Below are 22,883 nucleotides of genomic sequence, written 5' to 3'. Positions count from 1 at the left end.
AGGATTTTCACCCGCTATGATAAGCTCGACTCCTCATTCCTTGCCTTCGTTTACATTGGCGCTATCGCCATTTTGTTGAAATGATGCAATACTCTGCAATTTTTAAAACAAGGCCTAATTTCCCTCCTGTTGGCCGCCGCCTTTGCGGCTTTTGCGGCGGGCTGGTTTCTGCGGGGCGCTTCCAGCGCCCAACCTGTACGGGTGGAGACAGAGAACTTGCTGGCGCAACCTACCGCCGTCACAGTTCCAGTCACCTCTGCCCAGCCGTCAGCTGTCCCGGTAGCTACCGGGACTCCGGCACCGGAAAGTGAGAACCCTGCGGCCTCGCCCTCCGGCAAAATCAATTTGAACACCGCCACAATGGAGGAATTGATGACACTGCCCGGCATTGGCGAGAAGCGGGCGGCTGCCATCGTCGCCGACCGGGAGGCCAACGGCCCCTTCCGGGTGCCGGAGGACCTGACCCGGGTAGACGGCATCGGCGAGGGCATTTTAGGCGGACTGATTGATATGGTTACCGTCTCGTGAATAAAAAAGGAGGAACTGCCTTGAAAATATTGGTTGTGGACGATGAAAAGGTACTGGTCAAGGGCATTAAGTTCAACCTGGAGAGCGAAGGCTACCAGGTGGAAGTGGGCTACGACGGGGAAGAGGCGGTGGAGCTGGCCCGGGGGGGCGGCTTCGACCTCATCATCCTGGACCTGATGATGCCCAAAATCGACGGACTTCAGGCCTGTATGCGGATTCGGGAGTTTTCCAACGTGCCCATCATCATGCTCACCGCCCGCAGCGAGGACACCGACAAGATCATCGGCTTTGAATGTGGGGCGGATGACTATATTACCAAGCCTTTCAACATCCTGGAGCTGAAAGCCCGTGTGCGGGCCCTGCTCCGCCGGGCAGGCATGGCTGCCCAGCAGATGGGCGGTGGCCGCAAGCTGGTCATCGGGCACATCACCCTGGACCCGGATGCCCGGGCGGCCTGGAAGGACGGCAAGAGCGTGGATCTGACTGCCAAGGAGTTTGACCTGATGGAGCTGTTGATGCGCAATCCAGGCCGGGTGTACAGCCGGGAGAATCTGCTCAACGTGGTGTGGGGCTATGAGTACGCCGGTGACTACCGGACGGTGGATGTTCACGTCCGCCGCCTGCGGGAGAAGCTGGAACTGGACCCTGCCAATCCGACCTACATCCTCACCAAGTGGGGCGTGGGCTATTATTTGAAGAATGGATAATCAGAAGAGAGAAGAGGGGGCCAGACGAGTGCCCTTCTGGCGATCCCTCCGGGTTAAGTACGCCATGACCTATCTGGTCATTGTGGCGGCGGTGGTGGTACTGCTCAACACCTATCCGGTGATGGTGACCCAGACTCTGGCCTACCAGTCCAAGCAGACCTCCCTGCAGAACCAGGCCTCAGTGCTGGCTTCCGCCCTGGCTACGGGGCCGGAAGCCCTGACCCAGGAGGGAGCCACCAAGACGGTCAGCCTGCTGCTGGGCAGCCTGGGGGTGACCCGGGTGGTGGTCACCGATCCCAATGGCCTGGTGCTGTGTGACTTTCAGGAGGGCAGCCAGCGGTCGGATACCGCCGGTCAGTATGCCATGATCTGGGAAATTGTCACGGCTTTGCAGGGCAATGATGTGTTCCGATCGGAGTATGAGGACGGGGCGCTGTGCAGCCGGGCGGCGGTTCCGGTGACCTACCGTTCCATGACTCAGGGAGCGGTTTACCTCTATGAGTACGACGCTCAGCAGGGGGCCCTGCTCCAGAGCATTCAGAACAACCTGCGGACCATTTCCATTGTAATCTGCGTGGTGACGGCGGCGATGGGCGTGGTGTTCTCCAAAGCCCTGACCCGGCGAATCGCCCTGCTGCTGCGGGGTATCCATACGGTGCGCCAGGGCGAGTACAGCCACCGGGTTACCGTTAAGGGCGGGGACGAGCTCAGCCGTCTGGCCGACGAATTCAACGAACTGACCGGGCGGCTCCAGACCACGGAGGAGGTGCGTCGGCGCTTTGTCTCCGACGCCTCCCATGAGCTGAAAACACCGCTGGCCTCCATCCGCCTGCTGACCGACTCTATCCTCCAGGCGGATAACATGGATGGCGATACCGCCCGGGAATTTCTCATTGATATCGGGGACGAGGCCGAGCGCCTCACCCGTATTACCGAAAAGCTGCTCACCCTCACCCGTTTGGACACCGCCCATGAGATCCATACCGGACCGGTGGACGTCAAGACGGTGGTGGAGCGGGTGGAGCATATGCTCACCCCGCTGGCCCGAGCGGCAGAAGTGGAGCTGAAGCTGTCGCTCCAGAGTGGATGTATCATTCGGGCCACCGAGGACGATCTGTATCAGGTGGCATTTAACCTGATGGAGAACGCCGTGAAATACAACCTGCCCGGCGGCACCGTGACCGTGACCCTGAAGCAGGAGGAAGATCAGGTGATCCTGCTGGTAGAGGACACCGGCGTGGGTATTCCGGAGGCTGATCTGCCCAAGATTTTTGACCGGTTTTACCGGGTGGACAAGGCCCGTTCCCGGGCTGCGGGCGGTACCGGCCTGGGCCTGTCCATTGTCCGGGATACGGTGCGCCAGCACGGCGGTACCGTGACCGCCCGGCGGCGGGAGCCGGAAGGCACCTGCTTTGAAGTGCGATTTTCCTGCTGGACGGAGAAGGGAGGGGAGGAACCGTGAGCAAGCGAGGCATATCGGTGCTGCTCTGTGCCGCCCTTTTGACCGCCAGTGGATGTGCTGCCCAGGAGGCCGGATCCGGCAAGCAGGATGGCCAGAGCTATGTGATCTATTACTCTGCCCTGTCCAATGAGGAGGGAGAATCAGCGGTAGAGGGGGAGCGCCGGGTTCTTTCTCAGGGACAGGAGACCATTCCCGGCCTGATGGAACTGCTGCTGGAGCAGCCCCAGTCGCCGGAGCTGACCACCCCCTTCCCCAGCGGCCTGCAGCTGCTGGATTGGCAGTTGAAGGAGGGAGTACTCCATCTGGACCTGTCCGACCAATATTACAGCCTCTCCGGTGTCAACCTGACCCTGGCTGACGCCTGCCTGACCCTGACCCTCTGTCAGCTGGAGGAGGTGGACTCCGTCTATGTGACCGTGGAGGGCCATGAACTGCCCTATCGCTCTATTCAACAGCTGTCTGCGGAAGATATTCTGTTGGCCGGCGGTGCGGATGAGCCTATGTCCCTGGGTGTGGATCTGTGGTATCTGCGGCAGGGAGGACAGGATTTGGGCGTGGAACGGCGCCAGATCATCAAGAATGTGGACCAGACTGTGGTAGAGGCGGTGCTGTCTGCCTGGGCCGAGGGGCCGGAAGAGGCAGGACTGAGTCCCTGCCTGCCCCAGGGAAGCCAGATCCTGTCGGCTCAGGTAGAGGACGGTGTTTGTCTGGTGGATCTGTCTCCTGAGTTTATCCAGGGGCTGCCCGGCAGTGAAACAACGGCGGCCCTGATGGTGTACGCCATGGTCAATACCCTGTGCGAACTGGATGGGGTGGAGGCGGTACAGCTCTACATCGATGGAGAGCCGGCACCTGCTGTAGGCAGCTTGCCTCTGGACCGGGCCCTGATCCCGGACACCACCCTGGGCACGGAAGGGTAAGTATTGACAACCGGCGTTGCCGGGTGTACCATACCACATATTATTTGATGCTTCATAGCATTAGTGTGTGATGAGATCCAGCACTGTAACCCACGCAAAGAAAGGAAGAATCAGCCCATGAGCCAGCACCGTATCAGTACTCAGTGTATCCACGCGGGCTACACCCCCGGCAACGGAGAGCCCCGAAACATCCCCATTGTTCAGTCCACCACCTTCCGGTATGCCACCGGAGAGCAGATGGGGGCCCTCTTTGATCTGGAGGCCAGCGGTTATTTTTATACCCGGCTGCAAAACCCCACCAATGACCATGTGGCTGCCAAGATCTGCGCCCTGGAGGGAGGCACTGCGGCTATGCTCACTTCCTCTGGTCAGGCTGCTTCTTTCTATGCCATTTTTAATATCGTCTCCTGCGGAGAGCACGTGGTTTGCTCCTCCTCCATCTACGGCGGTACCTATAACCTCTTCGCCGTGACCATGAAGCGGATGGGCATTGACTTTACCTTTGTGGACCCGGACTGCACTGAGGAGGAGTTGAATGCCGCTTTCCGGCCGGAGACCCGGGCGGTGTTCGGCGAGACCATCGCCAACCCGGCTCTCACCGTGCTGGACATTGAGAAGTTTGCCAAGGCGGCCCATGCCCATGGCGTGCCTCTCATCATCGACAATACCTTTGCCACCCCGGTGAACTGCCGTCCCTTTGAGTGGGGGGCCGACATTGTCACTCACTCTACCACCAAGTACATGGACGGCCACGCCAACGCGGTGGGAGGCGCCATTGTGGACTCCGGTAAGTTTGACTGGACCGCCCACGCCGATAAGTTCCCCGGTCTGACCACCCCCGACGAGAGCTATCACGGCATTACTTACACCGAACGTTTTGGTCTGGAGGGGGCCTACATCACCAAGGCCACCGCTCAGCTCATGCGGGACCTGGGCGCCATTCCCTCTCCCCAGAACTGCTACTATCTGAACATCGGCCTGGAGACTCTGCCTCTGCGGGTGGCAAAGCACTGTGAGAACGGTCTGGCCGTGGCCAAATTCCTGAAGGACCATCCCAAGGTGGCCTGGGTGCGTTACCCCGGCCTGGAGGGGGACCCCTACTACGAGCGGGCTCAGAAGTATATGCCTAATGGTACCTGCGGCGTGGTGTCCTTCGGCGTGAAGGGCGGCCGTGAGGCGGCCTCCAGGTTCATGGCAGGTCTGAAGCTGGCCTCCATCGCCACCCATGTGGCCGATGCCAAGACCTGCACCCTGCACCCCGCCTCCACCACCCACCGCCAGATGACCGATGAGGAGCTGGCCGCCGCCGGCGTCTCCCCCGACCTGGTGCGCCTCAGCGTGGGCATCGAGGATATCAACGATATTCTGGAGGACGTGGCCCACGCCCTGGAGCAGGTGTAAGCCATGGTGGTAGATCCCAACGTATACAGCGGTCCGCCCGCGGAGGAGCGCCATCCCAACGAGATGGCAGTGTATGCCTATCTGGACAAGCTGGGTATCTCCTATCAGCGGTGCGACCATGACTATGCCAACACCATGGAGGACTGTAAGGCGGTGGAGCAGGTGCTGGGGGCTCCCATTTGCAAAAACCTGCTGCTCACCAACCGGAAGCAGACCGACTTCTACCTGTTGATGATGCCGGGGGACAAGCCCTTCAAAACCAAGGACGTCACCGCCCAGTTGGGTTGTGCCAGGCTGTCCTTTGCCACGCCGGAGCATATGATGGACCTGCTGGGGGCTGCCCCTGGCTCTGCCAGCGCTTTTGAGCTGATGCACGAAAAGGAGGGCAAGGTGCAGTTGGTGATAGACCGGGAGCTGATGGAAGGAGACTTTATCAGTGGTCATCCCTGCTTTTCCACCTCTACCCTCAAGCTGACCCGGTCCGATTTTCTGGACCGCTTTCTGCCGGCGGTGGGCCACAAGCCCATCCTGGTGGATTTGCCCTGGCCGGAGCCGGAAACAGAAGTATGATATTGGGCGTGCCGCATTTGCGGCACGCCCTTTTGCATCATGGCTGGGAATATGGTATACTGTGGCAAAAAGGAGGGGGAGTCATGCTGGCCTATACTTATGTGGAGCGGGGGAAATTTGCCCTGCTGAACAAGCCCAAACCCCAGCTGATGGAGGACGGGGATGCCATTGTAAAGGTTACCCTGTCCAGCATCTGCACCAGTGATCTGCATATTAAGCACGGCTCGGTGCCCCGGGCGGTGCCCGGTATCACGGTGGGCCACGAGATGGTGGGTATCGTGGAGCAGATAGGCGCCGGGGTGTCCACGGTAAAACCCGGCGACCGGGTGACCGTGAACGTGGAGACCTTCTGCGGCCAGTGCTACTTTTGCCGCCACGGCTGGGTCAATAACTGCACCGATCCTGACGGCGGCTGGGCCCTGGGCTGCCGCATCGACGGCGGTCAGGCCGAGTATGTCCGGGTACCCTATGCAGACCAGGGACTGAACAAGATCCCGGACGAGGTATCCGACCGGCAGGCCCTCTTTGTGGGGGATATCCTGGCTACCGGGTACTGGGCGGCGGATATTTCAGAGATCAGCCCGGAGGACACGGTGCTCATCATCGGCGGCGGCCCCACCGGCCTGTGTACCCTCCAGTGCGTCCAGCTTCAGAGTCCCAGACAGATCATTCTGTGCGAGCGGGACCCTCTGCGCCGGGCCTTTGTGGAGGCACATTATCCCGGTGTGCTGACGGTAGGACCGGAGGAGGCGGAGGCCTTTGTGCAGGCTCACAGCGACCATGGCGGCGCCGATGTGGTGCTGGAGGTGGCGGGCGGACCGGATACCTTCCGCTTGGCCTGGCAGTGCGCCCGGCCCAATGCCGTAGTGACGGTGGTGGCCCTGTATGACAAGGACCAGGTGCTGCCCCTGCCAGAGATGTACGGCAAGAACCTGACCTTCAAGACCGGCGGGGTGGACGGCTGCAACTGTGCCCAAACGCTGGATCTGATCGCGCAGGGGAAGCTGGATACCACCGCCCTTATCACCCATACCTATCCTCTCAGCCGCATTGAGGAGGCCTATGAGCTTTTTGAGAACCGGCGGGACGGCGTAATCAAGGTAGCCGTGACAGCGGACGAGACAGATGGATAAGGCTGGAGAATTTGTGAAAGATATGGGTTTACAAACGTCGAAAGATGACATAAAATAAGATATCCCAGCAACCGCAAGAGAGTGTAGAGGAGAGTAAAAGCATATGTATTGTGAACACTGTGGGACTCAGATCCCGGACGGCAGCATATTCTGTGTTGCCTGTGGAAAGAAGCAGTCCGGCGGCGTTGTCACGGAGGAGCCCCGGCAGGATATGACTCCGCCCCAGGAGCCTGAGACTGTCGTGCCCCAGGCGGAGCCGGAGAACACCCCGTCCAACGATGAATTTGACTGGAGTACCTTTAACCCCGTGCCGGAGGAGCCGGTGGAGCAGGTAAAGGCCGAGCCGGAACCTGTTCAGCAGGAGCCTCAGAGCCCCTGGCAGGCAACCAGCGCGCCCCAGCAGGAAGCCCAGAGTCCTTGGCAGGCCAGTGCCCCGCAGCAGGAAGCCCAGAGTCCCTGGCAGGCTTCCGCTCCGCAGCAGGAAACCCAGAGCCCCTGGCAAGCCAGTGCCTCTCAGCAGGAGCCCCAGCAGAATTCCTGGCAGGGCAGCCAGCAGAACGCTCAGTCCGGCGGCTGGCAGCAGAGTGGTTGGCAAAGCAGCACTCAGCAGTCTGCTCCCGGCTGGCAGCAGAATAGCTGGCAGAACGGCGCACAGCAGAGTGCACCCGGTTGGCAGCAGCAGAATAACTGGCAGCAGAGCGGCTGGCAGAATAACCAGCAACCCGGCGGCTGGCAGAGTGCTCCCCAGCAGGGCTATCAGGGCGGCTGGCAGTCTGCGCCCCAGCAGAGTGCCTACAATTCCCCCTATGAGGAGCGGAGGCAGCCAGTCTATCACAACGGCCGCATCGATTACGGCTGCCCTATGAACTGGTACAAGTTCCAGATTTACTTTAGCATGATTCCCACTGCACTATTCTATCTCATTATTGGTATTGTATTGCTGGGGATTGCTGGATCAATCTCTGGAACCGGAATGAGTTTTGGCTTGGGGCTCGAATATTACTATTATGGTGAATTCCCATCTTTGTTATGTAATCCTGCTGGCATAATCATGCTGGCTACTCCGCTTTTTGTTGATTCTCTCGCATTGATTGGCCTTATTGCTGCAATATTTGGTGTGCTGATGTTGGTAGCATGGGTAAAAATGATTCGCCTCCAATCAGGTGGCTGGGTTTTGTACCTGATCCTAAACTGCTTGCCCATAATGTTTTTGGCAACCAATTTAATTATTATATCTAGTCGGTTAAATAATTATCATGTTCCCAGCAATTATATTTTGGAAGCTATGGCGATACCGCTGATTGTATTGGCCGTCAATGTGCTGATCCTGATTCTGCAGATTGTATACTTCAAAAAGCGGTCCTATCTGTTTGTTAATCGCTGATGGTGAAATAAAAAAGAGTTCCGCGCCACTGGCGCGGAACTCTTTTTTACATTTCCCGGCGGCCCTCCAAGGCACGCATAAGGGTGGCGTCGTCGGCATATTCCAGATGACTGCCTACCGGAATACCGTAGGCCAGCCGGGTCACCCTGACCCCGAAGGGGCGCAGCAGACGGGAGAGATACATGGCGGTGGCCTCTCCCTCCGTGTCGGGGTTGGTGGCCATAATGACCTCGCTGACCCCGCCTTCGGCCACCCGGTTTACCAGCTCCTTTACCCGCAGCTCATCGGGCCCCACATGGTTCATGGGGGAGATGACGCCGTGAAGGACGTGGTACACGCCGGGATACTCCCGGGAGCGTTCCATAGCGGCCACATCTTTGGGGTCTGCCACCACGCAGATGACTGAGGGGTCACGCTTGGGGTCCTGGCAGATGGGACACAGGCCGTCTCCCTGGGAGAAATTCTGACAGACCGGGCAGCAGTGGATGGCGGCCTTTGCCTCGGTGATGGCCTCAGCGAAGGCGACGGCGTCCTCCTCCGGCAGGGAGAGGACATAGAAGGCCAGCCGCTGGGCGCTCTTGCGGCCGATACCGGGCAGGCGGGCGAACTGCTCCACCAGCTGCTCCAGGGCGGGGGGAAAATACTGCATAGATGAAAACATCCCTTCTTAGAGATCGGGTTTGCCGGGCGGGGAGGGGGAACTTGCCCGGACAAGGGCGTCCACGTCCAGGGCCCGGCAGCGGGGGTCCAGCCAGGGACAGGCCACCCAGTCCACGTCGGGCAGGTCCTGGCCGTACTTCACCGTGTGGGCCACCGTGCCCGGCAGCATATAGGAGTTGTGGGGCACGTTCAGCGGGCAGAGATAAAAATCGCCAGTGCGTAGCACCCGGGGAATAAGGGCTCCGTCCCGTTCCTCCACCACCAGCATAGTGCCCTGCTGAATCACATTCAGCTCATGGACATACCGATGGAGGTGGCTGTTCTGCCAGCCGCTCTGGTCGCTGGCCTCGGTACGGATGTAGGAACTTCCGTCACAGGCGCACAGCCGGAACCGCAGCTCGCCGTTGTCCATCCGCTCATGACGGGTGGTGATGCCCAGGCCTTTGGCCTGCCGGTCGGTCAGGGGCGCAGGCATGGTCAGCCCTCCCGCAGGGCGGCGATGGCGGCGGCGGGGTCCACCGCTCCGTACACTGCGGAACCGGCCACCAGGGTATCGGCGCCGGCGGAGATCACCTTCCCGGCAGTTTTGGGGCTGATGCCGCCGTCTACCTCCAGACGGCAGGCGGGATTATAGCGATCGATGAGGGTACGGACCTGGTGGATGGTGTCCAGCTGGTGTTCCATAAAGGCCTGGCCGCCGAAGCCAGGCTCCACCGTCATGACCAGCACCATATCCAGGTTCTCCAGGTAGGGGAGGATGGCGCTGGCGGCAGTAATGGGCCGCAGTGCTACCGCCTTTTTCACCCCGAACTCGTCCATGAGTCGGAGCGCCTCGGCGATACGGGTGGGGTGGTCGGCCTCCAGGTGGACCGACAGCAGGTCGGCCCCCGCCTTGGCAAAGGCCTCAATGTAGCGCACCGGCTTGTCGATCATCAAGTGCACGTCCAGGAACATATCGGTGCACTTGCGGATGGACTGGACCACCGGTACGCCGATGGTGATGTTGGGGACAAAGCAGCCGTCCATGACGTCCACGTGGAGCCAGTCGGCGGAGGATACCCGCTGGATATCCCGCTCCAGGTTTACAAAATCGGCGGAGAGGATGGAAGGGGCGATCTTGATCATCATTTACCACTCCATTATCAAAAAAGATGGGGAGAACGGGCAAAGAGCCTGTCCCTCGTTGGCGGATGGGCCGGGGCAAAGGGAAAGTTGGGAACATAAGATACAGCAAGCGGATGACGCCCGGGGCCCCGCCGCTCCCCCGCGTACCCACGGGTTGCCGGCCCGGCGGTCCATGCTCCGGAATCGCGCGCCGCATCATATAGTGTCCGGGGGAGTATACTCCCCCGGACACAGTTGGCTTGCGGGGGCCGGTCCGCTTAATTATAGAAGTCGTTGGTGTGGCACTCCCGGGCCTGATAGCCGGCAGCACACATGGCGTCCAAAATGGCCCGCTTGTGGGTGTGGCCAAAGGCCTCCAGGGTAACCCGCAGCTCCACGCCGCTCTGGCGATTGATGTTGATAAACTGGTTGTGCTCCAGCTTGATGATGTTGCCGTTGGCCTCGGCCACGATCTGGGCCACCCGCAGCAGCTCGCCGGGACGGTCGGGCAGCTGCACCGAGAAGGTGAAGACCCGGCCCCGGTTGATCAGGCCGTGCTGTACCAGGCTGGCCACGGTGATCACGTCCATGTTGCCGCCGGAGAGGACAGGCACCACGTTCTTGCCCTTGCACTTGAGGTGATTCAGGGCGGCAATGGGCAGCAGACCGGCATTTTCCACGATCATCTTGTGCTTTTCCATCATATCCAGGAAGGCATCCACCAGCTCGTCGTCGTCGATGGTGATGATGTCGTCGATGTTCTGCTGGATGTAGGGGAAGATCTGGTCGCCGGGGGTCTTGACCGCCACGCCGTCGGCAATGGTCTCCACTTTGTCCAGGGTGACCACATGACCGGCATCCAGGCTGGCCTTCATGGAGGCGGCCCCGGTGGGCTCCACGCCGATGACGGTGACGTTGGGATTGAGCAGCTTGGCCAGGGTGGACACGCCGGTGGCCAGTCCGCCGCCTCCGATGGGCACCAGGATCACGTCCACGTCGGGCAGGTCCTGGAAGATTTCGTAAGAGATGGTGCCCTGGCCGGTGGCGATGGCGGGATCGTTGAAGGGATGGACGTAGGTCAGGCCCTCCTCTGCGGACAGCTTGGCGGCCAGCTCGGCGGCATCGTCAAAGGTTTCGCCGTGGAGCACCACCTTGGCGCCGTAATCCTTGGTGTTGTTCACCTTCACCAGGGGAGTGGTGGTGGGCATGACGATGGTGGCGCTCACGCCGGCCTGCTGGGCGGCGTAGGCCACACCCTGGGCGTGGTTGCCGGCGGAGGCGGTGACCAGACCCTTGGCCTTTTCTTCCTCGGTCAAGGTGCTGATTTTATAGTAGGCGCCCCGGATCTTGTAGGCGCCGGTGACCTGCATATTTTCCGGCTTGATGTACACATGGTTGCCGGTGGCCTTGGAAAAGGCAGTGCTGTAGACCAGACTGGTGTTCCGGATGACCCCGGAGAGCACGCTGCGGGCCTCCTTAAATTCTTTCAGGGTGAGCATGGGGCAAGACTTCCTCTCTCAAAACGGAATATCGGAATATGTTTTTAATGATACTGACTTTTTGAGGGAAAGTCAACGTGTTCTTGACAGGGGAATGGGGGAACGGTACAATGATTTGGAAGAACAAGCCGGCGCTGCCGGTATGGAATATGGAGGGACGCAGTCATGGCTGACAACATGGATTTTACCCCGGAGCTGACGCTGACCCCGGATCTGGGTACCGCCGCAGCGGAAGCGCCTGCCGCGCCTCAGTTGAGCCTGGACCCCAACGCCAGTGAGGAGGCCAAGGCCATTCAGTTGGACGAAAGCCAGCTCACCGAAGCTGAGCGCAAGATGGTGGATGACTTTGCCCAGAAGATCGATCTGACCGATACCAATCTGGTGCTCCAGTACGGCGCTGCGGCCCAGAAGAACATTGCCGGTTTCTCTGAAAATACCCTCAACTCGGTGCGTACCAAGGATCTGGGCGAGGTGGGACAGGCCCTGTCCTCTCTGGTGGTGGAGCTGAAGGGCTTCGGTGGCGAGGAGGACGAGAAGGGCTTCTTCGGCTTCTTCAAGAAGAAGCGCAACCAGCTGGAGGCCATGAAGGCTTCCTACTCCAAGGCGGAGACCAACGTGAATAAGATCGTGGAGGTGCTGGAGGCCCACCAGGTGACCCTGATGAAGGACATCGCCATGCTGGACCAGATGTACGACCTCAACACCAAATATTATAAGGAACTGACCATGTATATCCTGGCGGGCAAGAAGCGCCTGGCCCAGGTGCGGGCCGGAGAGCTGGAGCAGCTGCGTCAGAAGGCGGCCCAGAGCGGCGCCCAGGAGGACGCCCAGGCCTATAACGACCTGGCCAATATGTGCACCCGCTTTGAGAAGAAGATCCACGACCTGGAGCTGACCCGGATGATTTCCATCCAGATGGGGCCCCAGACCCGGCTGATCCAGAACAACGACACCCTGATGCTGGAGAAGATCCAGTCCTCTCTGGTGAACACCATCCCCCTGTGGAAGAGCCAGATGGTGCTGGCCCTGGGGCTGGAGCACTCCCGTCAGGCCACCGCCGCCCAGAGCGCGGTGACCAACATGACCAACGAACTGCTGCAAAAGAACGCCGATATGCTGAAAATGGGCACTTTGGAGACCGCCAAGGAGGCCGAGCGCTCCGTGGTGGACCTGGAGACCCTCCAGCATACCAACCAGCAGCTCATCTCCACCCTGGATGAGGTCATGAACATCCAGCAGGAGGGCGCCCAGAAGCGCCGGGAGGCCGAAGCGGAGCTGGGCCGTATCGAAGGCGAGCTGAAGCAGAAGCTTCTGGAATTGAGAGGCTAAGCAGGAACAATTAAAAGGCGCTGCAATATCATTGCAGCGCCTTTTTTGACATCAGATAGACACATCTTTCTGCTACTCTGTGGATGAAAGGAGAGGGGAGCCATGGCGGACCATATTCTGGTGGTGGAGGACGAGGCCCGCATCCGGGATATTATTCGGGACTACTTTACTGCCCACGGTCTGGACTGCGATCTGGCCCGGGACGGGGAGGAGGCCCTGGACTTGCTGAGGGACCACGACTACGATGCCATGCTGCTGGACGTGCTTATGCCAAACCTGGACGGCTTTTCGGTCTGCCGGGTGGTACGGGCCAAGAGCCGGATGCCCATCCTCTTCCTTACCGCTCTGGGCAGTGAAGAGGATGTGCTTCAGGGGTACGCTCTGGGCGCGGATGACTATGTGACCAAACCCTTCTCCCTGGCGGTGCTGCTGGCCAAGACAAGGGCGGTGATCCGCCGCAGCCGGGGAGCGGGAGACAGCGAGACCCTGAGGTGCGGGGTCATCGCCCTGGATCTGGCGGGGCGTACCTGCACCGTGGCGGGGAAGCCGGTAAGCCTGACCAAGCGGGAATATGACCTGCTGCTCTGCCTCATCCGCAACAAAGGTCAGGTGCTCAGCCGGGACCAGCTGCTGGACAAGGTGTGGGGCATCGACTTCGAGGGAGGCCAGCGGGCGGTGGATGTGCGGATCAAAAGCCTGCGCTCCGCCCTGGGGAGCGCAGGAAAGCAGATCAAGACGGTATTCAAGGCGGGGTATCGGATGGAGGGTGAGTAATATGAAGGACAAACGGCTGTTTTTCAGATGCTTTGCCAAATCGCTGCTGGTCTCTCTGCTCCTCTGGGGGGTGGCCATAGGCGCTATGCTCTGGGTCAATTACCAGTGGAGCAGTGAGGACATTCTCAGCCAGCGGTTCCAGCTTCCCAATGCCATTACCCAGGGAACCACCAGCTTTTCCATCCCCACTCCGCCTGAGGAGGGGGAGATTCCGGATTGGGAGAAGGACGAATTATCCGTTATGCTGACCATGAACAGCTGCGATACCCTGAAGAAGTACGGCGGGCAATTCTTTGTGCGGGTGTACGACCAGGAGGGGGAGCGGCTGGGACAGAGCCAGATGCTGGCAGGCCGCAGCGCGGTGTACCAGCCGGACGGGACGACGGAACTGCGGTATCTCCTCTTTGACCCAGCTCTGACCGAGGAGGGGCAGATGGCAGCCGCCCGCATTCTGAACGGCTACTCTGACCACAGCTTCTGGACCGGTATCGGCCCGGACAAAATCGAACTGACCGGCTGGGAGGAGGGAGAGATGATCTATGTCCGGACCCTCACTCTGCACTTTGGGGAAGAGCGGGTGGTACTGGCCGATTCCGACGCCCAACTCTTTCCCGATCGGGAGGCGGAGACCTTTCAGGCCATATGGCTGGAATGTTACTCCGCTCTGACGGGCCGGGGCGGGCCGGCGAGACGGCTGGAGCAGTACCGGGACATGGTGGCGCAGGTAGACGCTGTTGAAGCGGACAATCCCCGGTGGATGTACGCGTACTCCACCGGAACTTACACGATTTACAAGGGAAATGGAAACGCCGATCTGAGGGAGTACGGCGTGCATCCGGTGGCCTCCAACTATTGCCTGCCGGGGGATTACCTGCTGGCCGGCCTGGAGCCGGCGGCTCTGCTCACCCTGGCGGCGGCGGTGGCACTGGCCCTGTTCACCGCCTGGCTGGAGACTCGGGCCATCCGGCGGGAGCGGGCCTTCGTCCGGGGGGCGGCCCATGAACTCAAGACTCCTCTGGCGGTGCTGCGCACCCATGCCGAGGCCCTGCGGGAGGACATCGACCCCGCCAAGCGGGGCCAGTATCTGGACACCGTGGTGGCTGAGAGCGACCGGATGGCGGCCCTGGTGGGGAGCCTGATAGACCTGGCCCGGCTGGAGAGCGGCGGCAAGGTGGAACGGGAACCCCTGGATCTGGCTGCTCTGGTGGAGAATGGTGCTGCACGGCTGTCCCTGCTGGCGGAGGAAAAGAACATTGAACTGCGTACTCAACTGGCCCCGGCATCCATGCTGGGGGACCGGCTGCGGTTGGAGGAAATGGTGGACAATCTGGCGGACAATGCCCTGCGCCACTGCACCCCCGGCGGCGCGGTGACCATTTCCCTGGCCCAAAAGGGACGGCGGATCACGCTGACCGTGGACAACGACGGCCCCGTCATCCCGCAAAAACATCTGGACCGCCTGTTTGAGCCCTTCTACCGGGGGGATGAGGGCCGCAGCCGGGCGGACGGAGGTACCGGTTTGGGCCTGGCCATTGTCCGGGCGGCGGTGGAGGCCCATGGAGGACGCTGCTGGGCGGTCAACCGGACGGGGGGCGTGACCTTTACGGTGGTGCTGCCCGGGTTGCAATCGAAAACATGATGTGGTATCATTTCCTCAACAAGGTAGAAACGATTGTGAGGGAGTACCATGGGATATAACCGTCCTGAGTCCAAGTGGCTGGCACGGGATGCCATGCGGGGGGCCTATCCCCACCCCATGCTGGTGACGCTGATGTATGTGCTACTGACCGGTGTACTGAGCAGTGTGGTGCTGAATTTTGTATCTGAGCCTTTTCAGGCTGCCTATTTTTATCTAACAGAGACCAACTATGAAGTGGAAGAGATCCTGACCGCCATTTTTACCCCCCAGCGTATTGCAGTGATTTTGGTCATGGAGCTGCTGCTGGCGCTCTATAGCTGGGTGATGGATTACGGATATACCTCCTATAGCCTGCGATTGGCCCGGCGGGAAGGTCCCAGCTACCGAAATCTGCTGGATGGCTTTTATACGATAGGACGGGCACTGGCCGTGAATTTCCTGTCGGCCCTGTTCGTGTTCCTGTGGGGGCTCATCGGTATGGCGGTCTATGTGGGCTTTGTGTTTCTGGCCTATCTAATGCACAGCGTCACCCTGATCTTTGTCGGCGCTTTGATCATGCTGGTTTGGATGATTGCCATATCCTATCGTTACCGGCTGGCGGTCTACTTTCTGTTGGACCACCCGTAGATGGGCGCCCTGGAGGCCATTGGCCACAGCCGCAACGCCATGCGGGGCAATATCATGGCACTGTTCGTACAGGACCTGTCCTTCCTGGGATGGCTGATTTTGTCTCCCTTCACCCTGGGTATTCTGAGCCTGTGGATCGGCCCCTATATGGGGGCGGCCAATGCCAATTTTTATAACTGGGTGGTGTATGGAGCCTTTCCTCAGCGTCCTCAGCCCGGCGGGTGGAACGGACCTTACGGCGGGATGTAACCAAAGTAGGCATTGTATTTTCGGACGAAGATGATATAATAGAAACAACAACTGAATCCAATCAGCGGTTGGTAGCTGTCCGTCCTCAGGGGCGGAGCTTTCAATGGGAATGCGGTGCAAGTCCGCAGCAGCCCTCTCTACTGTAAGGATGACGAGCGCTCATAAGGTCACTGTCCGGGTACGGATGGGAAGACGGGCGTAAGGTTGAATCCAAGCCAGGAGACCAGCCAGCCGCGACGGTAACGCGCATATTCGGCGGGGAAATGGCGCGTGACAGCACAGGCGTTTGAGCTGATGAAAAAAGAGTTTCCCGTCCGGGAAACTCTTTTCTTTTGCTATGGCCTGGGCCATAGATGTCCCCGCCGGAATCCATTTGCAGCGGCAGGGAGGTAGTAAAGCTATGGAACGGACCGGAAAGAACAGATTGTCCCAGCGGGAATTGAATGGATATCGTCAGTGGCTGGCGGAACTGGAGGAGGAAATGGCCGATACGCCCGGATTATCTCAGCAGCTGGATGGAGATCTTACCCTCTATTTTTCCCCGGAATGTCCCATTGGCAGACAGGTGTATACCAGCTTTTCCGACGAAGAACTATTGGAGTCACTGGTGGAGACCATGGAGGGGCGCAATGGTTCGCCCCGTCCGGAGCGGTTGCTGTGCGTCTACCGCTGGTATCTGGAAAAGCGCTTTGGTTCCCTCCATCATGCCTGTTGGCGGGCACGGGGCCGGAGCCGCCAGCAGGCGGCAGAGCGCATGTGGCCGGCGGACTGGCCCGAGCGGGTGGACACCCTGCCCTTCCTGAAGCGGTGCGCGTCCCGGGGTATATGCTTGGATGAGGATGCCCGACAAACACTGGGGGAGTACTGCGCGGCGGTCCGACGGACAGGTCAGCCTCCCTGCCGGGAGGAGCTGCCCGGGGAGCTGGATGTATTGTTCAGACAAGTGGGCTGCACCTGGCAGACCGGACTGGAACTGCTGGGCATTCCTGCGCTGAGCAAGTCTGTGCGCCGACATATGCGGCGCTATTGGGCGCGGAATGTTAGCCATGCCTGAAGCCGGAGGGGAAGGACCTTCCTGATACCGCCGTCTCAGAAGGATCTATATCCTGCTGGCTTCTGCCGAGGGGTATTTGACCTCGGCGCGCATAGCGGTCACCATTGTGAGGTGATCCGGCGGGCGTTTCTCTTGTACGGGGCGGAGAAAGCTGGTATACTATATCCTGAGATTTTATGTCCGGGAGTACCGGACAGCAGGAGGTCCTTTCATGAAGCTCATGGTCATTGACGGCAATTCCATCATCAACCGTGCCTTTTACGGCATCAAGCTGCTCACCACCAAGGACGGCACCCCCACCAACGCCGTCTATGGCTTCGTGAACATCCTGCTCAAGCTGATAGACGAGGAACAGCCCGACGCCCTGTGTGTCACCTTTGACCGGAAGGCCCCAACCTTCCGCCATCTGGCCTATGAGGGCTACAAAGCCCAGCGGAAGGGAATGCCGGAGGAACTGGCGGCTCAGCTGCCCATCCTGAAGCAGGTACTGGAGGCCATGAACATCCCTCGCTATGAGATGGATGGCTGGGAGGCCGACGACCTCATCGGTACCATCTCGGTGAAGGATACCGCTGCCGGGTGGAATACCGTCATCGTCACCGGCGACAAGGACTCCCTCCAGCTGGTCACCGATACCACCCGGGTGAAGCTGGTGTCCACCCGTATGGGCCAGACCACCACCAAGGAGATGACCCCCGAGGCCTTCCGGGAGGCCTACGGCTTTGATCCCATCCACATGGTGGACCTGAAGGCACTGATGGGGGATACCAGCGATAACATCCCCGGTGTCAAGGGGATCGGTGAAAAGACCGCCATGGACCTGATCCAGCGCTACCACAGCGTGGAAGCCATTTATCAGGATCTGGACAGCGTAGAGGCCAAGCCTGCCGTGCTTAAGAAACTGACCGAAGGGGCAGACCAGGCTAAAATGTCCTACGACCTGGCCCTCATCCACTGCGATGCCCCCATCGACTTCACCCCCGAGGCCAACCTGCGGAAGGAACCCAATGCCGCCGTCCTGTACGAGCTTTTCCTCAAGCTGGAGTTTAATAAGCTGATCGACAAGCTGGGCCTCAGCGCCCCCCAGGGGGAGGTGCAGCAGGAGGAACAGTTTACCGGCACCTGCACCAGTGAAGATGTCACCGATTTGAACCGGGCAGAGGAGCTGTTGTCCATCTGGCGGCAGAAGGACAGCGTGGATGTGCTGGCCCTGCCCTCTCTGGACGTGGTTGTGGTGGAGCACTGGGAGGGTGAGCAGGATAGCCACGCCGCCATTCTCCGGGCTGACCAGATGGAGGGATATAACGACGTTCTCAAGGCCCTCTTTGCCCCCGATATCAAGAAGAATACCCACGACGTCAAGACCCTGCTGTCCCGGCTGCTGGACGAGGGCATCGAGGGAGGCGGCTTTGTCTTTGATACGGCTCTGGCGGCCTATCTGCTGGCTCCCACCGACGGCAGCTACGAGCTGGAGACTTTGGGTATGCGGTGGTTCAACCATGAGTATGCCAAGGCCAAGGACACCTACCTGGCCAAGGATGCCTTTACCCCTCTGGCCGATCAGGCAACGGTGCTGGGTGCCTTGTTCTCCCACTGCGCCCTTATCGGCGCGTTGAAGGAGGCTATGGCCCCCCGGCTCACGGAGCTGGGTATGGATAAGCTGTACTATGAGGTGGAGCTCCCCCTGTGCCCGGTGCTGGCGGAGATGGAACACGCCGGGGTGCTGGTGGATCGGAACGCCCTCACCGCCTTCGGCCAGATGTTGGATGAGCGGATTCAGGCCGATGAGGCCCTGATCTACGAACTGGCGGGGGAGCAGTTCAACATCAATTCCACTCAGCAGTTCGGCAAGATCCTCTTTGACAAGCTGGGCCTGCCCCCGGTGAAAAAGACCAAGACGGGCTACTCCACCAATGCCGAGGTGCTGGAAAAGCTGCGGGACAAGCACCCCATTGTGGAGGCGGTGCTGGACTACCGTCAGCTGGCCAAACTGAAGTCCACCTATGTGGACGGGCTCACCAAGGTGATCGCCGCCGATGGGCGCATTCACACCTCCTTCCAGAACACCGTCACTGCCACCGGGCGTCTCAGTTCCACCGAGCCCAACCTGCAAAACATCCCCGTCCGCACCGAACTGGGGGCGGAACTGCGGAAGATGTTTGTGGCTCCGGCTGGGAAGATGCTGGTGGATGCCGACTACTCCCAGATCGAGCTGCGGCTGCTGGCCCACATCGCAGGAGACGAACATATGATATCCGCCTTCCGCTCCGGGGAGGACATCCACACCGTTACCGCCTCTCAGGTGTTCGGAGTGGCTCCTGAAGATGTGACCCACGAGATGCGCCGCCGGGCCAAGGCGGTGAACTTCGGTATCGTCTACGGCATCTCCGACTTCTCCCTGTCCCAGGACATCGGGGTCACCCGGGCGGAGGCCAAGGAGTATATGGAGAAGTACTTTGAGAAGTACTCCGGCGTCCACGCCTATATGACCCAGGTGGTGGAGCAGGCCAAGGCAGACGGCTATGTGTCTACCCTCATGGGCCGCCGCCGTTGGCTGCCCGAGCTGAAATCCTCCAACTTCAATATGCGCTCCTTCGGGGAGCGGGTGGCCCTGAATATGCCCATCCAGGGTACCGCCGCCGATATCATCAAGCTGGCCATGATCCGGGTGCGTGACAAGCTGCGGGTCGAGGGGTTGGAGGCAAAACTGATTCTTCAAGTCCACGATGAACTGATCGTTGAGTGCCCCGAGGGGGAGACCGAGCGGGTCAAGACCCTGCTGGAGACCGAGATGGAGCAGGTGGTACAGCTGGCTCTGCCTCTTATTGCCGAGGCCCACGCCGGCAGGAGCTGGGCGGAGGCCAAAGGCTGAAAGGAGCAGTTATGGAATTGCGTCCTGTGACCGGAGGCGCACTGCGAGACTGGTATGACCAGGAACTGACCCAGGCCTTTCCACCCAATGAGTGTAAGCCTTTGGCGGACATCAAGGCCCTGGTGGACCAGGGACGCTATGAGGTGTGGGGCCTCTTTGACGGTGACACCCTGCTGGGCTACGCCACCCTTTGGATGGAACCCGCCGACAAAAGCTGCATTCTGCTGGACTATCTGGGGGTGACCGCCGCCCGGCGGAATGGAGGCCTGGGCGGTCAGATTGTCCGGATGCTGGTGGAGCAGCTGGCGGGGAAGTCTCTGCTGCTCATTGAGGCGGAGCGGCCAGTGGAAGGGGACGATCTGGCGGAGAATGCGCTACGACAGCGGCGGCTTCGGTTTTATGAGCGGTGCGGTTTTGTGCCTGCCTACGATATGGCCACCTGTGGGATGAGGTTTACCACCTTTCTGCCGGAACTGCCCGCGGATCTGGCCCCGGTGATGGCCCTGCACAGGGCTATTTACGGCCCTGACCGCACCGATGTGAAGGTGCCTCTGGGGCCGGATGAGTTGCCGCCCGGCCCACCGGCGTGGATGGAGAAAGGAGAGACGGAATGGAGCGTTTGCTGATGTGCCTGGCTGCGTTGGCCTGCATTGCCCTGGGTATTTTTATGCTGGCCAAGCCGGAACTCTGCTGGAAGCTGGAACATTTTCTGGATACCATAGGCGGAGAGCCATCTGACTGGTATCTCACGGTGACACGACTGGCGGGCGTGCTGTTTCTCCTGCTGGGTGTTGGAATCCTGCTGTTTCTGCTGGTTGAACTGATCTGCAGTTTGGCGTTTTAAGGAGCGGATACTGTGAATTATAAACTGGTCCCTATGGACAAGTCCCACCTGAGCCAGGTGGCGGCCATCGAGCGGGAGTGCTTTTCCCACCCCTGGTCGGAGGCCCTGCTGGAGCAGGAGTTGTATAACGATATGATCTCCCTGGTGGTGGCCGAGGGGGAGGACGGCACCGTGCTGGGCTACGGAGAGGTGCGGGCCGTGCTGGACGAGGGTACCCTGGAGAAGATCGCGGTGGCTCCGGCTTACCGCCGCCAGGGGGTGGCAGAGGCCATCCTGGGTGCTTACATCCGGTTTGGGCAGGCCCACCTGGCCTTCCTCACTCTGGAGGTGCGGGAGAGCAACGTCCCCGCCATTGCCCTGTATGAAAAGCTGGGCTTTCAGACGGTGGGTCGCCGGAAGAACTACTACCGGGAGGAGCATGAGGACGCCCTGCTGATGACGGTGGAGTTTGGAGACCATGCCTGAGCTGCGGCTGCTCACCGACAGCCAGCTGCGGCAGGTTTACCGGATCCATGTGAAGCGGGATTTTCCCCGCAGCGAGCGGCGGCCTTTTACCTCCATCCGTAGCCTGCGCCGGGCTGGACGCTATGATACCTGGGGTGTCTTTGAGGGGGATGCGCTGCTGGCCTATGCCTTTTTATGGCGGACGGCGGAGGGTAACTGTGCCCTGCTGGATTATCTGGCTGTGTGTCCTGAGGGACGGGGCCAGGGATTGGGCACCCAGGCACTGGAACTGCTGAAAGCCCGGTATGGACCGGCGTGTACCCTGCTGGCAGAGGCGGAGGCGCCGGAGCCGGGGATTTCTCCAGAGGAGGACCGGGTGCGCCGCCGCCGATTGGCCTTTTACCAGCGGGCGGGGTTCCGGCTGATGACTTATCAGGCGGATATTTTCCACGTGCGCTATGCCATGCTGGTGTGGTCAGAGTCCTGTGTACTGGACGAAGAGACTCTTCAGAATACCCACCGGGGGCTGTATCAGAGTCAGATGCCCCCTGTTCTGTTTCGCCGGATGATCCATATTCCGGCGGCTCACTGCGGAAAGAAGGAATGAACCATGAATATTCTTGCCATTGAATCCTCCTGCGACGAGACTGCCGTGGCAGTGGTGCGGGACGGCCGCACCGTCCTGTCTGACGCCATCGCCTCCCAGGCGGATATGCACGCCATTTACGGCGGCGTGGTGCCTGAGATTGCCTCCCGCAAGCACATCGAGGCCATCGCCGGGCTGGCCGATCAGGCCCTCCAGCAGGCGGGGATCACCCGGAGCGACATCGACGCTGTGGCGGTGACCTACGCCCCCGGCCTCATCGGCGCCCTGCTGGTGGGCGTGAACTTTGCCAAGTCGGTGGCCTACGGCCTCAATGTGCCCATCATCCCGGTCCATCATGTCCGGGGCCATATCGCCGCCAACTACATCGCCCACCCCGACCTGGAGCCCCCCTTTGTGTGTCTCTGTGTCTCCGGCGGCAACACCATGATCGTGGACGTAAAGGGCTACACTGATATGGAGATCCTGGGTGCTACCCGGGACGACGCGGCGGGGGAGTGCTTTGACAAGGTGGCCCGGGTGCTGGGCATCGGGTATCCCGGCGGGGCCCCTATGGACAAGCTGGCCCAGGGCGGCGATGATACCCGCTACGAGCTGCCCCGGGCCCATGTGGCGGACGCCCCTCTGGATATGTCCTTTTCTGGGCTTAAGACAGCGGTGCTCAATCTGGCCCACAACACCGCGCAGAAGGGGGAAGAACTGGACATGAAGGGCCTGGCGGCCTCCTTTGTCGCCGCCGTCAGCGATACCCTGGTACCCCGTACCATGGAGGCGGCCAAGCGCTGCGGCTATGGCAAAATTGCTGTGGCGGGCGGCGTGGCGGCCAATTCCCGTATCCGGGCCGATCTGGAGACAGCCTGCCGTCAGTCCGGCGATCAGCTGTTCCTGCCTCCTCTGTCTCTGTGCGGGGACAACGGGGCCATGATTGGCTGCCAGGGCTACTATGAATATCTGGCGGGAAAGCGGGGCGGCATGGACTTGAACGCCTACGCCACCCGGGACATTAAAAAAGGTTAATTGGATTTGAATCAAAAGCGGCGGTTTTTTGTAAAAACCGCCGCTTTTTGCTGTCTTTTCTG

The 22,883-nt window shown here is 60.3% G+C and carries 24 protein-coding genes and 1 riboswitch; of the genes, 20 read left to right on the top strand and 4 right to left on the bottom strand.

The window, feature by feature from the left end; all coding sequences use genetic code 11:
- Positions 1–201 precede the first annotated feature (201 nt).
- The 8 genes from B5F94_RS17025 to B5F94_RS04730 all read left to right on the top strand — a co-directional run bounded on the left by B5F94_RS17025 (position 202) and on the right by B5F94_RS04730 (position 8,105).
- Positions 202–528, top strand: coding sequence for a ComEA family DNA-binding protein (locus B5F94_RS17025; RefSeq protein ID WP_275533180.1), 327 nt, complete (start codon positions 202–204; stop codon positions 526–528).
- 20 nt (positions 529–548) lie between these two features.
- Positions 549–1,235: a response regulator transcription factor gene (locus tag B5F94_RS04760; protein ID WP_087187440.1), complete on the top strand. Its 687-nt coding sequence runs from the start codon at positions 549–551 to the stop codon at positions 1,233–1,235.
- Positions 1,236–1,263: 28 nt separating this feature from the next.
- Positions 1,264–2,697: a sensor histidine kinase gene (locus B5F94_RS04755; RefSeq protein ID WP_242965584.1), complete on the top strand. Its 1,434-nt coding sequence runs from the start codon at positions 1,264–1,266 to the stop codon at positions 2,695–2,697.
- Entirely contained in the window at positions 2,694–3,617 is a 924-nt protein-coding gene (locus B5F94_RS04750) for a GerMN domain-containing protein (RefSeq protein ID WP_087266373.1), read from the top strand. Before B5F94_RS04755 ends, B5F94_RS04750 begins: the two co-directional genes overlap by 4 nt.
- A 117-nt stretch (positions 3,618–3,734) precedes the next feature.
- The gene (locus tag B5F94_RS04745) at positions 3,735–5,018 is read left to right on the top strand and encodes an O-acetylhomoserine aminocarboxypropyltransferase/cysteine synthase family protein (RefSeq protein WP_087328258.1); all 1,284 of its coding nucleotides are present in this window, start codon (positions 3,735–3,737) and stop codon (positions 5,016–5,018) included.
- A gap of 3 nt (positions 5,019–5,021) precedes the next feature.
- Entirely contained in the window at positions 5,022–5,588 is a 567-nt protein-coding gene (locus B5F94_RS04740) for a prolyl-tRNA synthetase associated domain-containing protein (RefSeq protein WP_087328255.1), read from the top strand.
- Between the two features lie 83 nt (positions 5,589–5,671).
- A complete protein-coding gene (locus B5F94_RS04735; RefSeq protein ID WP_087328252.1) occupies positions 5,672–6,721 on the top strand; it encodes an alcohol dehydrogenase in 1,050 nt (349 codons plus the stop codon).
- A 103-nt stretch (positions 6,722–6,824) separates the two neighbouring features.
- Positions 6,825–8,105 (top strand): zinc-ribbon domain-containing protein, encoded by a 1,281-nt coding sequence (locus B5F94_RS04730; protein ID WP_087328250.1) that lies wholly within the window; start codon positions 6,825–6,827, stop codon positions 8,103–8,105.
- A gap of 46 nt (positions 8,106–8,151) precedes the next feature.
- Here the strand turns inward: B5F94_RS04730 and recR are convergent, their stop codons facing one another.
- The 4 genes from recR to ilvA form a co-directional block, all read right to left on the bottom strand.
- Positions 8,152–8,754 (bottom strand): recombination mediator RecR, encoded by a 603-nt coding sequence (gene recR / locus B5F94_RS04725; protein ID WP_087328247.1) that lies wholly within the window; start codon positions 8,752–8,754, stop codon positions 8,152–8,154.
- An 18-nt stretch (positions 8,755–8,772) separates the two neighbouring features.
- Positions 8,773–9,240 carry a cupin domain-containing protein gene (locus B5F94_RS04720; protein WP_087266362.1) on the bottom strand — a complete coding sequence of 156 codons (468 nt, stop codon included), beginning with the start codon at positions 9,238–9,240 and terminating at the stop codon, positions 8,773–8,775.
- Between the two features lie 2 nt (positions 9,241–9,242).
- A complete protein-coding gene (gene rpe, locus B5F94_RS04715; RefSeq protein WP_087266360.1) occupies positions 9,243–9,890 on the bottom strand; it encodes a ribulose-phosphate 3-epimerase in 648 nt (215 codons plus the stop codon).
- A 257-nt stretch (positions 9,891–10,147) separates the two neighbouring features.
- Entirely contained in the window at positions 10,148–11,368 is a 1,221-nt protein-coding gene (gene ilvA / locus B5F94_RS04710; protein WP_087266358.1) for a threonine ammonia-lyase, read from the bottom strand.
- A 165-nt stretch (positions 11,369–11,533) separates the two neighbouring features.
- Between ilvA and B5F94_RS04705 the strand changes: the two genes are divergently transcribed.
- The 12 genes from B5F94_RS04705 to tsaD all read left to right on the top strand — a co-directional run bounded on the left by B5F94_RS04705 (position 11,534) and on the right by tsaD (position 22,821).
- Entirely contained in the window at positions 11,534–12,697 is a 1,164-nt protein-coding gene (locus B5F94_RS04705; protein ID WP_087187429.1) for a toxic anion resistance protein, read from the top strand.
- 102 nt (positions 12,698–12,799) lie between these two features.
- Entirely contained in the window at positions 12,800–13,471 is a 672-nt protein-coding gene (locus B5F94_RS04700) for a response regulator transcription factor (RefSeq protein WP_087328244.1), read from the top strand.
- A gap of 1 nt (position 13,472) precedes the next feature.
- Positions 13,473–15,110, top strand: a complete 1,638-nt coding sequence (locus B5F94_RS04695; protein WP_158100255.1) for a sensor histidine kinase — start codon at positions 13,473–13,475, stop codon at positions 15,108–15,110.
- Positions 15,111–15,158: 48 nt separating this feature from the next.
- Positions 15,159–15,737 (top strand): hypothetical protein, encoded by a 579-nt coding sequence (locus B5F94_RS04690; RefSeq protein WP_087328239.1) that lies wholly within the window; start codon positions 15,159–15,161, stop codon positions 15,735–15,737.
- Positions 15,738–15,986: a DUF975 family protein gene (locus B5F94_RS04685; RefSeq protein ID WP_087328235.1), complete on the top strand. Its 249-nt coding sequence runs from the start codon at positions 15,738–15,740 to the stop codon at positions 15,984–15,986. It begins immediately after the preceding gene.
- A gap of 52 nt (positions 15,987–16,038) precedes the next feature.
- A riboswitch (cobalamin riboswitch) is annotated at positions 16,039–16,233 on the top strand.
- Positions 16,234–16,386: 153 nt separating this feature from the next.
- Positions 16,387–17,040 (top strand): hypothetical protein, encoded by a 654-nt coding sequence (locus tag B5F94_RS04680; RefSeq protein ID WP_087328233.1) that lies wholly within the window; start codon positions 16,387–16,389, stop codon positions 17,038–17,040.
- 211 nt (positions 17,041–17,251) lie between these two features.
- Entirely contained in the window at positions 17,252–19,912 is a 2,661-nt protein-coding gene (gene polA, locus B5F94_RS04675; protein ID WP_087328231.1) for a DNA polymerase I, read from the top strand.
- 11 nt (positions 19,913–19,923) lie between these two features.
- Positions 19,924–20,538: a GNAT family N-acetyltransferase gene (locus B5F94_RS04670; RefSeq protein ID WP_087328229.1), complete on the top strand. Its 615-nt coding sequence runs from the start codon at positions 19,924–19,926 to the stop codon at positions 20,536–20,538.
- Positions 20,523–20,756, top strand: coding sequence for a DUF6199 family natural product biosynthesis protein (locus tag B5F94_RS04665; RefSeq protein WP_087187422.1), 234 nt, complete (start codon positions 20,523–20,525; stop codon positions 20,754–20,756). Before B5F94_RS04670 ends, B5F94_RS04665 begins: the two co-directional genes overlap by 16 nt.
- Before the next feature lie 12 nt (positions 20,757–20,768).
- Positions 20,769–21,221 (top strand): ribosomal protein S18-alanine N-acetyltransferase, encoded by a 453-nt coding sequence (rimI, locus tag B5F94_RS04660; protein WP_087328225.1) that lies wholly within the window; start codon positions 20,769–20,771, stop codon positions 21,219–21,221.
- Positions 21,214–21,807 (top strand): GNAT family N-acetyltransferase, encoded by a 594-nt coding sequence (locus B5F94_RS04655; RefSeq protein WP_087328222.1) that lies wholly within the window; start codon positions 21,214–21,216, stop codon positions 21,805–21,807. The genes rimI and B5F94_RS04655 overlap by 8 nt, the downstream gene beginning before the upstream one ends.
- Before the next feature lie 3 nt (positions 21,808–21,810).
- Complete coding sequence (gene tsaD / locus B5F94_RS04650; protein ID WP_087328220.1) at positions 21,811–22,821, top strand: tRNA (adenosine(37)-N6)-threonylcarbamoyltransferase complex transferase subunit TsaD; 1,011 nt, start codon at positions 21,811–21,813, stop codon at positions 22,819–22,821.
- The last annotated feature ends 62 nt before the right edge of the window (positions 22,822–22,883 follow it).

Origin of the sequence: Flavonifractor sp. An4 (assembly GCF_002161755.1) — a bacterium.
GTDB lineage: Bacteria > Bacillota > Clostridia > Oscillospirales > Oscillospiraceae > Flavonifractor > Flavonifractor avicola.
The sequence above is the reverse complement of the archived record's forward strand: the minus strand, read 5'-3'. Positions and strand labels throughout refer to the sequence as shown.

Coding starts and splice junctions, on each gene's coding strand:
- rpe (WP_087266360.1), bottom strand. CDS start 9,890: ATGATCAAGATCGCCCCTTCCATCCTCTCCGCCGATTTTGTAAACCTG.
- recR (WP_087328247.1), bottom strand. CDS start 8,754: ATGCAGTATTTTCCCCCCGCCCTGGAGCAGCTGGTGGAGCAGTTCGCC.
- polA (WP_087328231.1), top strand. CDS start 17,252: ATGAAGCTCATGGTCATTGACGGCAATTCCATCATCAACCGTGCCTTT.
- B5F94_RS04655 (WP_087328222.1), top strand. CDS start 21,214: ATGCCTGAGCTGCGGCTGCTCACCGACAGCCAGCTGCGGCAGGTTTAC.
- B5F94_RS04670 (WP_087328229.1), top strand. CDS start 19,924: ATGGAATTGCGTCCTGTGACCGGAGGCGCACTGCGAGACTGGTATGAC.
- B5F94_RS04705 (WP_087187429.1), top strand. CDS start 11,534: ATGGCTGACAACATGGATTTTACCCCGGAGCTGACGCTGACCCCGGAT.
- B5F94_RS04735 (WP_087328252.1), top strand. CDS start 5,672: ATGCTGGCCTATACTTATGTGGAGCGGGGGAAATTTGCCCTGCTGAAC.
- B5F94_RS04665 (WP_087187422.1), top strand. CDS start 20,523: ATGGAGCGTTTGCTGATGTGCCTGGCTGCGTTGGCCTGCATTGCCCTG.
- B5F94_RS04730 (WP_087328250.1), top strand. CDS start 6,825: ATGTATTGTGAACACTGTGGGACTCAGATCCCGGACGGCAGCATATTC.
- B5F94_RS04690 (WP_087328239.1), top strand. CDS start 15,159: ATGGGATATAACCGTCCTGAGTCCAAGTGGCTGGCACGGGATGCCATG.
- B5F94_RS04700 (WP_087328244.1), top strand. CDS start 12,800: ATGGCGGACCATATTCTGGTGGTGGAGGACGAGGCCCGCATCCGGGAT.
- ilvA (WP_087266358.1), bottom strand. CDS start 11,368: ATGCTCACCCTGAAAGAATTTAAGGAGGCCCGCAGCGTGCTCTCCGGG.
- B5F94_RS04720 (WP_087266362.1), bottom strand. CDS start 9,240: ATGCCTGCGCCCCTGACCGACCGGCAGGCCAAAGGCCTGGGCATCACC.
- B5F94_RS04740 (WP_087328255.1), top strand. CDS start 5,022: ATGGTGGTAGATCCCAACGTATACAGCGGTCCGCCCGCGGAGGAGCGC.
- B5F94_RS04685 (WP_087328235.1), top strand. CDS start 15,738: ATGGGCGCCCTGGAGGCCATTGGCCACAGCCGCAACGCCATGCGGGGC.
- B5F94_RS04695 (WP_158100255.1), top strand. CDS start 13,473: ATGAAGGACAAACGGCTGTTTTTCAGATGCTTTGCCAAATCGCTGCTG.
- tsaD (WP_087328220.1), top strand. CDS start 21,811: ATGAATATTCTTGCCATTGAATCCTCCTGCGACGAGACTGCCGTGGCA.
- B5F94_RS04680 (WP_087328233.1), top strand. CDS start 16,387: ATGGAACGGACCGGAAAGAACAGATTGTCCCAGCGGGAATTGAATGGA.
- B5F94_RS04745 (WP_087328258.1), top strand. CDS start 3,735: ATGAGCCAGCACCGTATCAGTACTCAGTGTATCCACGCGGGCTACACC.